The following is a 12,611-nucleotide window of genomic DNA, read 5'->3' on the forward strand; positions in this document are numbered from 1 at the left end:
GACGCGAAAGAACGCCACTCGCCATGTCTGCGAGGCTTCGCGGACAGATAACCGTTTAGCCCGGTTTTATACCTACAAAGTGGGGATTTTAGCAGGTGCTAATATGTCGAATCAGGGTGTTGTCACGTTGTCAGGGAGACCGGCTAGTCTGCGCGTTTCGTTCGTAAACCGCCTATGACCCAACATAAGCAAAAGGACCATGCCATGCTGATCATATTCAAGACCTCGGCCGCACCGGATGTCATGATGCTGGAGAATCTCGCGGAGTACCTGCTCGGCATCATCGGCAAGCAGCTCACGGAGCGGGGCGTCATCACGCACGATGAACTGCCTTCGGCCATCCAGAAACTCGAAGCGGCCGTCGTCACCGACAAGAAAGAGCGCGCCGAGCACGACGGCCATTTTCACGAAGGCGAGGCAGGCCACGAGCCGCACGAGATTCCCATCGGGCTCGCGCAACGCGCGTATCCGTTCCTCGACATGCTGCGCCTCGCGCAGAAAGACAACACGGACATTCTCTGGGGCGTCTGAAATTCGCTGCGCTGTCAGGCACGGCCATGAACGAAAAAACCCGCATCGGCGACGACGCGGGTTTTTTCTCCGATGAAACCGGCTTACTGCGATTGACCGTTCGTCTCGGACTTCGGCGTGGCCGCTTTCTTCGGCTTCTTCGGTTTTTTCTTGTGCTCGGTCTGCGGCACCGAGTACGACGACGCGGTCGTGCTGCTGGCCGGCTGCGCGATCGCCGCCGGGCTTGCGGCAAGAACGGCGGCTGCGATCGCAACGCTTACGGCGGGCGTCAGCTTCTTCATGCGACTTATCTCCGTGACGAAAAATGCGTGTCCGTCGTCGTGACGGCGCATCGCAGCAGCAAGTCTACGGAAATCAAAAAATTCCCGCCTATTGCGTGGCGCTTTTCTTCGGCATCACGCGCCGCGTATGTTTTTCTCCAACGTTCTCGCGAAAGCCCTAGTAGCGCCGCATCGCTCAACGCTGCGGCGCGAGCGCGCGTTCGGCGTCCGACGTGGACATTGCCATGCGTTCGGCATAGCTCGCCAGTTGATCGTCGCCGATTTTGCCGACCGAGAAATACGTGCTGTCGGGATGCGCGAGATAGAAGCCCGAGACGCTCGCGGCCGGCAGCATGGCGAGCGATTCGGTCACGCTCATGCCGATTTCCTCCGCCTGAAGCACTTCGAACATATCGCGCTTGACGAGGTGATCCGGGCACGCCGGATAGCCCGGCGCGGGCCGCACGCCGACGTACTTTTCCGCGATCAGCGCGTCGTTGTCGAGTGTCTCGTTCGCCGCGTAGCCCCACAATTCGCGGCGCACGCGTGCATGCAGCGCTTCTGCGAAGGCTTCCGCGAAACGATCGGCGAGCGCCTTCAGCATGATCGCGCTGTAGTCGTCGTGATCGGCCTCGAACTGCCGTTCCTTTTTGTCGACGCCCAGGCCTGCCGTCACCGCGAAGAGGCCGATGTAGTCCTTCACGCCCGAGTCCTTCGGCGCGATGAAATCGGCGAGCGAGCGGTTCGGGCGCATGACGCCATCGACGACCGGACGCACGCCCTGCTGACGCAGATTGCGCCATGTCATCGCGACCTGCGAGCGTGATTCGTCCGTATAGATTTCGATGTCGTCGTCGTTCACCGTGTTCGCGGGCAGCAGCGCGATGACGCCGTTGGCCGTCAGCCAGCGGCCCTGAATCAGGCGCGAGAGCATCGACTTGCCATCGGAGAAGACGCGCCGCGCCGATTCGCCGACGATCTCGTCGTTGAGTATCGCGGGATAGGGGCCTGCGAGATCCCACGTCTGGAAGAACGGGCCCCAGTCGATGTAGTTCGCCAGTTCCGCGAGATCGTAGTTCTTGAACACGCGCCGCCCGATGAAACTCGGCTTTTTCGGCGTGTACGCCTTCCAGTCGATCTTCGTCCGGTTGGCGCGCGCCTCTTCGTAGGTGACCATCGGCAGCGCTTTCTTGTTGGCGTGCTGCGTGCGGATGCGGTCGTAGTCGCTCTTCAGTTCGTCGAGATATTTCGCGGCCCCTTCGTCCGACAACAGGCTCGACGCCACCGAAACCGAACGCGACGCGTCCGGCACGTACACGACGGGACCTTCGTAGTTGGGCGCGATCTTCACGGCGGTATGCACGCGCGATGTCGTCGCGCCGCCGATCAGCAGCGGCGTCTGCTTGCCGCGGAAATAGTCGTCGCGCTGCATTTCCGATGCGACGTATGCCATTTCTTCGAGACTCGGCGTGATGAGACCCGACAGGCCGATGATGTCCGCGCCTTCTTCCTTCGCTTTCTGCAGGATGGTCGCGCAGGGCACCATCACGCCCATGTTGACCACTTCGAAGTTGTTGCACTGAAGCACGACCGAGACGATGTTCTTGCCGATGTCGTGCACGTCGCCCTTCACGGTCGCGATGACGATCTTGCCCTTCGGACGCACGTCCGCGCCTGCATCGGCGAGACGCTTTTTCTCTTCTTCGATAAACGGAATCAGATGCGCGACCGCCTGCTTCATCACGCGCGCCGATTTCACGACTTGCGGCAGGAACATCTTGCCCGCGCCGAACAGGTCGCCGACGATGTTCATGCCGTCCATCAGCGGGCCTTCGATCACGTTGATCGGACGCCCGCCGGCCGCGTCGATCTTCTGCCGCACTTCTTCCGTATCTTCGACGATGAAGTTCGTGATGCCATGCACGAGCGCATGCGACAGACGCTGCTCGACCGGCTGATTGCGCCATTCGAGGTTCTCTTCCTTCTTCGCGGCGCCGGTCTTGAACTTGTCGGCGCTTTCGAGCAGACGGTCGGTGGAGTCCTCGCGGCGGTTCAGCACGACGTCTTCGACCATGTCGCGCAGATCGGCGTCGAGATCGGCGTACACGCCGAGCTGGCCGGCGTTCACGATGCCCATGTCCATGCCCGCCTGAATTGCGTGGTACAGGAACACGGTGTGAATCGCCTCGCGCACCGGATCGTTGCCGCGGAACGAGAACGACACGTTCGACACGCCGCCGCTCACCTTCGCGTGCGGCAGATTCTTCTTGATCCAGCGCGTCGCGTTGATGAAATCGACCGCATAGTTGTTGTGCTCTTCGATGCCTGTCGCGATCGCGAAGATGTTCGGATCGAAGATGATGTCTTCCGGCTCGAAGCCGACTTCGTTCACGAGAATGTCGTAGGAGCGCTTGCAGATCTGCGTCTTGCGCTCGAATGTGTCGGCCTGGCCTTGCTCGTCGAACGCCATCACGACCGATGCGGCGCCGTACCGGCGGATCAGCTTCGCGTGATGCTTGAATGCTTCTTCGCCTTCCTTCAGCGAGATCGAGTTGACGATCGCCTTGCCCTGCACGCACTTCAGGCCCGCTTCGATCACCTCCCACTTCGACGAGTCGATCATGATCGGCACGCGCGCGATATCCGGTTCCGATGCGATCAGATTCAGAAAGCGCACCATCGCGGCTTTCGAATCGAGCATGGCTTCGTCCATGTTAATGTCGATGACCTGCGCGCCGTTCTCGACCTGCTGGCGCGCGACGGCGAGCGCTTCATCGAACTGGCCGTTCAGGATCATGCGCGCGAACGCCTTCGAGCCGGTCACGTTCGTGCGCTCGCCGACGTTGATGAAAAGCGAGCCGTCGGTGACGTTGAACGGCTCGAGGCCGGAGAGACGCATCGTGTGGTCGGTCATATCGTGTATCTCGTTTCGATGTCAGGCGGCGTCGCGATATTGCGAAGGAAAGGCGCGCGGTTTCACCTCGGCCAGCGCCTTCGCGATCTCCGCGATGTGTTCCGGCGTCGTGCCGCAGCAGCCGCCCGCAATGTTCACGAGACCCGCCGTCGCGAATTCCTTCAGCAATCCCGACGTTACGTCGGGCGTTTCATCGAAGCCGGTATCGCTCATCGGGTTCGGCAGGCCGGCGTTCGGATAGCAGGACACGTACGTATCGCACAGCTTCGCGAGCTCCGCGATGTAAGGCCGCATCAGCGCCGCGCCGAGCGCGCAGTTCAGGCCGAAGGTGAGCGGCTTCGCGTGACGCAGCGAGTTCCAGAACGCCTCGACCGTTTGACCCGACAGAATGCGGCCCGATGCATCGGTCACGGTGCCCGAGATCATGATCGGCACGAGCTCGCCGGTATCGTCGAAAAGCTGGTCCAGCGCGAACAGCGCGGCCTTCGCGTTCAGCGTGTCGAAGATCGTTTCGACGAGGAACAGATCGCAGCCCGCGTCGAGCAGCGCCTTCGCCTGTTCGTAGTACGTGTCGCGCAGTTCATCGAACGTGACGTTGCGCGCGCCCGGATCGTTCACGTCCGGCGAAATGCTCGCGGTCTTGGGCGTCGGTCCGATCGCGCCCGCGACGAAGCGCGGCTTATCCGGCGTCGAATACTTGTTGCACGCTTCGCGCGCGAGCTTCGACGACTCGATGTTCATCTCGGCCGCGAGTGCTTCCATGCCGTAATCCGCTTGCGCGACGCGCGTCGCGCCGAACGTGTTCGTCTCGATGATGTCCGCGCCCGCCGCGAGATATTGCTCGTGAATCTCGCGGATGACCTGCGGCTGGGTGATCGACAGCAGTTCGTTGTTGCCCTTGATGTCGCGGCCGTAGTCCTTGAAGCGCTCGCCGCGATAGGCGGCTTCGTCGAGCTTGTAGCGCTGGATCATGGTGCCCATCGCGCCGTCGAGAATCAGGATGCGCTTTTGCAGCAGCGCGGGCAGCGCGGCCCCGCGCGTGTACGCGCGCGCGGATGCCGGAGATGCTTCGGGAATGGCGTTCTGGGTCATGACGGACGAGGCCTGCACCAAATGTGAAATAGCCTGACATTGTAGCCGCAGCGCGAAGCGGTCGCTGCCGCGCGCCGTGGGAGCGGCGGGCGAAAAAAACCCCGCCGTTGCCGGGGCGGGGTCTTCGGAAGTGGCGAGTGTCGCCTGAGCCGCAGGTCCGTGCGGCGGCGGGCGCGAGACGGCGGCAGGCCGCCCGCGCAGCGCAAATCAGTGAAGCACGACGGGCTGGTTCATCAAGATATCGAACTGGCCGAGGAATTCATCGACATCCTCGAGCGAAGGCTCTTCCGAGATCAGTTGCTGGACATGCTCACGGAACTTCGCCGCGAGCGCGCCGTCGATGAAGATCTCCCGCTGCGTGTTCTTGTCGACGATCTCGTAGCCGCCCGCCTTCATGGCGAGATGGTTGTCCTGCGGCGGAAACTCGACGACGCAATAGTTGGGGCTGTTGTAGATCATTTGCATGGCGACACTCCTTATTCCTTGTTTGCTCCGTGGCAATCCTGAATCGTAATTGGAGCGATTGGGTTGGAATTCAAGGGGTGGCCTCGATGTGATGCCGGTTGTACCGAGGCTTTCTTCTGCAGCAAAAACAGGAACAATCAGGCCGTTCCACGTAAAAAATCTCCCAGCAACGCCGAAAAGCGCTGCGATTCCTCCACGGGTGACAGGTGCGCCGCGTTGAGTAATTCGAATCGCGCGCCCGGAATCGTGTCTGCAACGACCTTGGAGGCAGCATGCGGCGTGCCAACATCGTGCTGGCCCGCGACGACCAGCGTGCGTTTGTTCACAGAGGCGAGCTTGTCACGCGCATCGAAACGGCTCACTGCCTCCGCGGCGCGCGCAAATCCTTCGGCGGGCGTGCGCGCGATCGACTCTCCGATCTGCTCGACCACTTCGGGATGCGCCTTGCGGAATTCGGGCGTGAGCCAGCGTTCGAGCGTCGCTTCCACGATACTCGCAGTCCCGTTTTCGCGCACGAATGCCGCCCTCTGCGCGAAGGTTGGGCGCGCGTCCTCGGGGATGAAGGCCGGCGCGCCGACGACCGTCAGCGTTTCCACCTTGTCCGGATGATTGATCGCGAGCTTCTGCGCGACCATGCCGCCGATCGACAATCCGACCACATGCGCCGAAGGCGCGCCGAGTTGGTCCAGCACCTGGGCGAGATCGTCGGCGAGGTCGTCGATCGTGAAGTCGTCGGGCGAGGCGGTCGTCTCGCCGTGGCCGCGCAGGTCGTAGCGCAGCACCGTGAATGCGTTGCGGAAGTAACCGGCCATCTGATCCCATACGGACAGATCGCCGGCCAGTTGATGGATGAAGACGAGCCAAGGGCCGCCGCCTTCGTTGTCGAGAACATAGCGTGTGTCGATGCGATTGATCGTCAACTGCATATCGGCTCCGTGAAAAATGCGGTTTGCGATGCTGTTTCCGATGACTGCGTTGAATGCGCGCTTTCGTCGTGCCCGGTGTCACGAAGTGTGACGGCGGCGTTACGGGTTGTCCGCCTGAGGCGTCTCAGGCGCGGCGAGCGCGGATTCGTCAGACGCACCTTGCGTGCCTGACGCGGTGTCTGGCTGCCGCGCGGTGGGCTGCGTGAGCGTGCCCGCCCAGAGCAGTTCGATTTGCATGCCGTTCGGCTCGGTTTGCAGAATCCGCACGGGCAGCCAGCCGATCGAAGGCGCGAGCCAGATGTCCAGCTTGCGACGGTCGCCTTCCTTGCGCGGCAGACGCGTGAAGTGGCGCGCCGTCGTGAAGCCGCCGCGCGCTTGCACGTTTTCATCGCCGACGGTTTCGATCGGCCAGATTTCGTTGCTGTCGTTATCCGCGACGCTGAACTGGCGCGTCACGCCCGGCGTGTATTTGTCCGGCGCGCCGCGCACGAGGCTGGCCAGTTGCATCACGACGCTGAAGCGGTCCTGCGCGCCGTCCGCGAGCGGCTGGTTCTGCGGTGTCTTGGTATAGACGATCTGCTTCGTTTCGCGATTGAAAATCGCGACATCGGCGGCGCGGCGGCCGCGCTGTTCGGAATATTGTTCCGGCGCGATGCCGAATCCGTCGAGATGACCTTTGCTGGAATACACATATGGACCGACGAAAGGCAGTGGAATCGAGACGACCATCTCGTAGCGCTGGCCGTCATTGATCCAGTGGATCGTGCCGGTCTGGTTCATCATGCCGTTGACGAGCGTGTCGTAACGTAGCTCGCCGCTGGGCGGGACGCTGAATTTGTCGCCGGATGAGGCTGCGGGCGTTGGCGCTGGCGCTGCGGCTGGCGTGGGTGGCGCGGACGCCGCGACGCCTGGAGCTGCGGCGGGCGCTTCGGGTTGCGGCGTCGTCGCGCTCAGAACCGGCGCGGGAGCGGGCGCGACGGCCTTCGGCGGCGTGTGCGGGGCAGCGGCGGGTTTCGGCGTGGCGGGCGCAGGTGCGGGCGGCGGCGGCGCGGGCGGCGCGATCGGCTTCGGCGTCAGCAATTCCACCTGCACGGGCGGCGCTTCAGGCGGCGCGTTCGTCGGCTGCCGATTGTGCTCGATCCACCGCATCGCGCTCCAGTGCAGGCCCGCGACGATCAGCGCGGCCAGCGCCCAGCGCACCCAGCGTCGTGGCGAGGCGGAATCGGCGGCGGAATCGGGCGGCTCGCCCGACGCGGGGTGAGGACGGCGGAATTGAAACAGTGGCATCGTGCAGAGTGAAAAGCGCGTAGGGCGGACAGGACGCGGGTCGGGCGAAAGGCGTAAGACACGCGCGATCCAAGCGATGTTCCTCGCCCTCGAATCAGTGCTCGCCCGCTTTGTAACCCAGTTCATACGACAGCCCGCGCGCGCATTCGCGTAATGCGGAATCGATTTCGCCGCCCCAGCGCGTGTCGAACGTGCCTTCGTGCCCCAACGCGATGAGGCCGAGCGCGAGCTCGCCGGTCGAATCGAATACGGGCGTGCAGAAGGCGTGGATCGTTGGCAGCAACATGCCTTCGACGCGCGCCGCGCCGTGCTTGCGCACATCCGCGAGAACGAGTTCGACATCGGCCATCGACTGCTTCGTGGCGGCGAGTTCGCGGTCGAGCATCGCCTGCGTCTTGCTGCGCGGGAGATAAGCGGCGAACAGCAGACCCGTCGCGGACGTGAGCAGCGGCATGACGTCGCCCAGCTTGAGCGATGCCTTCGCCGGATGGCTCGACTCCATCCAGTGCACGACGGTCGGCCCCTGATTGCCCCACACCGCGATGCCGACCGTCTGATCCAGCCGGTCGCGCAATTCCGCCAGCGCGATGCGCGCGAGCCGCACGCCATCGACGCGGGCGAGCCGCGCCAAGCCCATCTGCAACGCGAAGCCGCCGAGCTCGTAACGCCCCGACACCGGGTCCTGCGACGCGACGCCGAGCCGCAAAAAACTCACGAGGTAGCGATGCGCCTTCGCCGGGCTCATGCCCGCGCGCTGCGCGAGATCGCGCAGCATCATCGCGCGCGGCTCGCTGGTGAGCACGTCGAGCAGCCGGAAGCCGACTTCGATCGATTGAATGCCGGAGCGCGTTTTCTCTTCGGCGGCGTCATTGATGTCTTCGTCGTCTGACAGGGAAGTGGATTGCATGTGCAAAAAGGCCTATGCCGTCCGGCCGGGTGCCGGCGAGGGATTCACCATCGTAAAATAGATTTCCCTTAACGTCATCCCACGTCACCGACACTCGCTCCATGAAACTCGCTACCTTGAAGGACGGCACGCGCGACGGCCAACTGATCGTCGTATCGCGCGATCTGCGCACGGCGGCCATCGCCGATGGAATCGTATCGACGCTGCAACGCGCGCTCGACGACTGGACCTTCTACGCGCCGCAGCTCATGGAAGTCTACGAAGCGCTGAGTCTCGGGCGCGCGCGCAACACGTTTTCGTTCGATCCGAAGTCCTGCATGGCGCCGCTGCCGCGCGCCTTCCAGTGGGCGGACGGATCGGCGTACGTGAATCACGTCGAGCTCGTGCGAAAGGCGCGCAAAGCGGAAATGCCGCCCGAATTCTGGACCGACCCGCTGATGTATCAGGGCGGCAGCGATGACTTCATCGGTCCGACCGATGACATCGTCTGTGCGACGGAGTCGTATGGCATCGACTTCGAGGCGGAAGTCGCGGCGATCACCTCCGATGTCCACATGGCCGCGATGCCCGACGAGGCGCTGCGAAGCGTGCGCCTGCTGATGCTCGTGAACGACGTCTCGCTGCGCAATCTCATTCCCGCCGAGCTCGCGAAGGGCTTCGGCTTCTTCCAGAGCAAGCCCGCCACAGCGTTCTCGCCCGTCGCCGTCACGCCCGACGAACTCGGCGACGCGTGGCGCGAAGGCCGCGTGCATCGTCCGATGGTCGTGCACTGGAACGGCAAGAAGGTCGGTCAGCCGGATTGCGGCACCGACATGGTGTTCCACTTCGGCCAACTGATCGCACACGCGGCGAAGACGCGCAATCTGCGCGCGGGCGCGATCGTCGGTTCGGGCACGATCTCCAACAAGGACGCGAAGCGCGGCTACTGCTGCATCGCCGAGAAGCGGTGTCTGGAAACCATCGAGCATGGCGCGCCGCAGACGGAATTCATGAAGTTCGGCGACAGCGTGAAGATCGAAATGTTCGACGAAGACGGCAAGTCGATCTTCAGCGCGATCGATCAGGCGGTCGTGCAGCCGGAGCACTGAACGGGTTTCGCCCGATGCGGTGTGCGCAAGCCACGCCTTACACTTTGCCGGGCTGCTTGCGTGCAGCAATAGAACGATCAAAAAAAGGAGACGTCGATGGCGGCAGGCAAGTGGAAAATTCTGGCGAGCGCGATGTTCACGCTCGCCGCGACGACAGCGGCGTTCGCGCAGCAGGCGCAACACGTGAAGATCGGCCTCGTGCTGTCGCTCACGGGCCCGGCCGCGTCGCTCGGCATTCCCGCGCGTGATACCGTCGCGCTCCTGCCGAAGGAAATGGGCGGCAAGCCGGTCGACTATATCGTGCTCGACGACGCGTCCGACACCACGCAAGCCGTGCAGACCACGAAGAAGCTCATCAGCGAGGATCAGGTCGATGCGATCATCGGCTCGTCGATCACGCCGAACTCGCTCGCGATGATCGATGTCGTAGCGCAAGGCCAGACGCCGATGATCTCGCTCGCGTCGTCGTCGAAGATCATCGAGCCGGTGGACGACAAGCGCCGCTGGGTCTTCAAGACGCCGCAAACCGACGCGATGATGGCTTCCGCCATCGCAGAGCACGCGAGCAATCACGGCGTGAAGACGCTCGCGTACATCGGTCAGGCGGACGCGCTCGGCGAGACGTTCTACGCCGAAGTCGCGAAGTTCGCGCGACTGCACAAGATCGAAGTGGTGGCCAACGAACGCTTCAACCGCACCGATCCGAGCGTGACCGGGCAGATCCTCAAGATTCTCGCGGCGAAGCCGGACGCGGTCGTGGTCGGCGCGGCCGGCACGCCCGCCGCCTTGCCGCCGAAAACGCTCGCGCAGCGCGGCTACAAGGGCAAGGTCTATCACAATCACGGCGTCGGCAATCGCGACTTCCTGCGCGTGTGCGGCGCGGATTGCAACGGCACGTTCCTGCCCGCGAGCCCGGTGCTCGTCGCCGCGCAGTTGCCCGACGATCATCCGGCCAAGCGCCTCGCGCTCGAATACATCAAACTGTACGAGGCGAAGCAGGGCGCGGGCACGGTGTCGGCGTTCGGCTCGTATGCCTGGGACGCGGGCATGCTGCTCAACCGCGCGGTGCCGATCGCAACGAAGGCGGGCGCGCCCGGCACGCCTGCGTTTCGCAGCGCGTTGCGCGATGCGCTCGAAGGCACGAAGAATTTCGCCGACACCAACGGGCAGGTCAACATGACGCCCAACGATCACATCGGCCTCGATCAGCGCGCGCGCGTGATGGTCGAGATCCGCGACGGCAAATGGATCTACCAGCCGCGCTAATCCTTCATCGACAAGATCATGAGCGATCTCTCCCTGTATGCGGGCTACAAGTCGCTGGCGTTGCGCCGCCATCCGCACGGCGTGCTCGAAGTGGTGATGCCGGGCGCGGGCGCGAACAAAAGCGGCCTGTCCACCGCCGACGCCAACATGCATCGCGAGCTCGCGGACATCTGGCGCGACATCGACCGCGACCCCGAGACGCGCGTCGCGCTGATCCGCGGCGAAGGCAAGGGCTTCTCGGCGGGCGGCGATCTCGCGCTCGTCGAGGAGATGGCGACCGACTTCGACGTGCGTGCGCGCGTGTGGCGCGAGGCGCGCGATCTCGTCTATAACGTGATCAACTGCGGCAAGCCGATCGTCTCCGCAATGCACGGCCCGGCCGTCGGCGCGGGGCTGGTCGCGGGTTTGCTGGCCGATATCTCGATCGCGTCGAAGTCGGCGCGCATCATCGACGGACATACGCGCCTAGGCGTCGCGGCGGGCGATCACGCGGCGATCGTCTGGCCGCTGCTGTGCGGCATGGCGAAGGCCAAGTACTATCTGCTGCTGTGCGAGCCGGTGAGCGGCGAGGAAGCTGAGCGCATCGGGCTGGTGTCGCTCGCCGTCGACGAGAGCGAGCTGATGCCCAAGGCGATCGAAGTGGCGAATCGCCTGGCGCAAGGCTCGCAGACCGCGATCCGCTGGACCAAGTACGCGCTCAACAACTGGCTGCGCTCGGCGGGGCCGACCTTCGATACGTCGCTCGCGCTGGAATTCATGGGTTTCGCGGGCCCGGATGTGCACGAGGGCGTGCGCTCGTTGCGCGAACGGCGCGCGCCGGATTTCCCGGGCGGTGCGCCGTTCTAGGCGACGCCGATCTCATACGCAAGAAAACAAGGAGAATCGAATGACCGATAACGCTGGCGGCACGCCGCCCTACACGATTCCCGGTTTTTCCGGATTCGGCCAGGCCGACATGATGGGCAAGATGTGGGAACTGATGCGCCTGAATCCGTTCGCCGCCGCGATGCCGGGGGGCGGGCAGGGCGTGGGTCCCTCCCTCACGATGATGTCCGACATGCTCGCTCCGCTCACGAACATCGAAGAGCTCGACAAGCGCGTGACCGACATGCGCGCTGTCGAACAGTGGCTCAAGCTCAATCTCAACATGCTGCAATCGGCAATTCAGGCGCTCGAAGTGCAGCGCGCGACGCTCGCGACGCTGCGCGCGTTCGGCGCGTACGCACAGACGTCGGTGGAAAGCGCGCATCAGGCGGCGACCGACAAGACGAAGGGCGCGTCCACGGGATGGCCGATGGGCGGCACCGCGAAGCAGGAAGCGCCCAAGGAGGAAGCGAGCGCCGCGGCGTCCACGGAAAGCGACGAAGCATCGGACAAACCGTCCGCGCCGCCGCCTGGTTTCGATCCGGCCGGCTGGTGGAACGTATTGCAATCGCAGTTCAATCAGCTTGCTCATCTTGCGATGCTGCAACCCGGCATGACCGGCCCGCTCGGCGCGACGGAGGATCAACCGTCTGGCGCTCCCGGCAACGCCCCCGAACAACCGGAGAACGGTGGCGAAGACAAGACCGAGGCTGCGGCGGCAAAGAAGGCGCCTGCCCGCAAGTCAGCGCCGCGCAAGAAAGCCGTCTGATTCACCGCCTCTGGATTTTCCGTCCTGAATCCTGCGCTCGGCGGCGCGTAACGTCTCGCCGAGCCTGCCAATTCCTTCGATGCGCACCGCGCCGTCGAACCGCGTCGTCTCCGCTTATTTGCCACCGCTGAAACGAATCTCAGCACCGATGCACGTTTCCATTCTGTCTATGATGAAACGTCGACGGTGCAATGAGCTTGTCCATAGTCCGGGCGGGCACGTAGCGTGCGCCAGCATTGACG

The 12,611-nt window shown here is 63.7% G+C and carries 12 protein-coding genes; 5 read left to right on the plus strand and 7 right to left on the minus strand.

Features of this window, described 5'->3' with window-relative positions; translation table 11 throughout:
• Positions 1-204 precede the first annotated feature (204 nt).
• On the plus strand, positions 205-531 hold the full coding sequence (locus tag AWB75_RS01565; RefSeq protein WP_061122447.1) for a DUF1840 domain-containing protein: 327 nt from the start codon (positions 205-207) through the stop codon (positions 529-531).
• 83 nt (positions 532-614) lie between these two features.
• On the opposite strand, the gene AWB75_RS01570 is transcribed toward AWB75_RS01565, so the two are convergent.
• The 7 genes from AWB75_RS01570 to AWB75_RS01600 form a co-directional block, all read right to left on the minus strand.
• Positions 615-812, minus strand: coding sequence for a hypothetical protein (locus AWB75_RS01570; RefSeq protein ID WP_087086444.1), 198 nt, complete (start codon positions 810-812; stop codon positions 615-617).
• A gap of 175 nt (positions 813-987) precedes the next feature.
• On the minus strand, positions 988-3,705 hold the full coding sequence (gene metH, locus AWB75_RS01575) for a methionine synthase (protein ID WP_061122302.1): 2,718 nt from the start codon (positions 3,703-3,705) through the stop codon (positions 988-990).
• A 21-nt stretch (positions 3,706-3,726) separates the two neighbouring features.
• Positions 3,727-4,797 carry a homocysteine S-methyltransferase family protein gene (locus AWB75_RS01580; RefSeq protein ID WP_061122303.1) on the minus strand — a complete coding sequence of 357 codons (1,071 nt, stop codon included), beginning with the start codon at positions 4,795-4,797 and terminating at the stop codon, positions 3,727-3,729.
• A 207-nt stretch (positions 4,798-5,004) separates the two neighbouring features.
• Positions 5,005-5,262 (minus strand): BTH_I0359 family protein, encoded by a 258-nt coding sequence (locus tag AWB75_RS01585; RefSeq protein ID WP_035497483.1) that lies wholly within the window; start codon positions 5,260-5,262, stop codon positions 5,005-5,007.
• Between the two features lie 137 nt (positions 5,263-5,399).
• Positions 5,400-6,188 (minus strand): alpha/beta fold hydrolase, encoded by a 789-nt coding sequence (locus AWB75_RS01590; protein ID WP_061122304.1) that lies wholly within the window; start codon positions 6,186-6,188, stop codon positions 5,400-5,402.
• A gap of 99 nt (positions 6,189-6,287) precedes the next feature.
• Positions 6,288-7,475: a DUF3108 domain-containing protein gene (locus tag AWB75_RS01595; RefSeq protein ID WP_061122305.1), complete on the minus strand. Its 1,188-nt coding sequence runs from the start codon at positions 7,473-7,475 to the stop codon at positions 6,288-6,290.
• Between the two features lie 94 nt (positions 7,476-7,569).
• Positions 7,570-8,382, minus strand: a complete 813-nt coding sequence (locus AWB75_RS01600) for an IclR family transcriptional regulator (RefSeq protein WP_061122306.1) — start codon at positions 8,380-8,382, stop codon at positions 7,570-7,572.
• Between the two features lie 101 nt (positions 8,383-8,483).
• On the opposite strand from AWB75_RS01600, the gene AWB75_RS01605 reads away from it, so the two are divergent.
• The 4 genes from AWB75_RS01605 (at position 8,484) to AWB75_RS01620 (ending at position 12,369) form a co-directional block, all read left to right on the plus strand.
• Positions 8,484-9,470 (plus strand): fumarylacetoacetate hydrolase family protein, encoded by a 987-nt coding sequence (locus AWB75_RS01605; RefSeq protein WP_061122307.1) that lies wholly within the window; start codon positions 8,484-8,486, stop codon positions 9,468-9,470.
• Positions 9,471-9,602: 132 nt separating this feature from the next.
• Complete coding sequence (locus tag AWB75_RS01610; protein ID WP_235011937.1) at positions 9,603-10,736, plus strand: ABC transporter substrate-binding protein; 1,134 nt, start codon at positions 9,603-9,605, stop codon at positions 10,734-10,736.
• A gap of 18 nt (positions 10,737-10,754) precedes the next feature.
• The gene (locus AWB75_RS01615) at positions 10,755-11,582 is read left to right on the plus strand and encodes an enoyl-CoA hydratase/isomerase family protein (protein ID WP_061122309.1); all 828 of its coding nucleotides are present in this window, start codon (positions 10,755-10,757) and stop codon (positions 11,580-11,582) included.
• Positions 11,583-11,622: 40 nt separating this feature from the next.
• A complete protein-coding gene (locus tag AWB75_RS01620; protein WP_061122310.1) occupies positions 11,623-12,369 on the plus strand; it encodes a PhaM family polyhydroxyalkanoate granule multifunctional regulatory protein in 747 nt (248 codons plus the stop codon).
• The last annotated feature ends 242 nt before the right edge of the window (positions 12,370-12,611 follow it).

Source organism: Caballeronia catudaia (assembly GCF_001544755.2).
Taxonomy (GTDB): Bacteria; Pseudomonadota; Gammaproteobacteria; order Burkholderiales; family Burkholderiaceae; genus Caballeronia; species Caballeronia catudaia.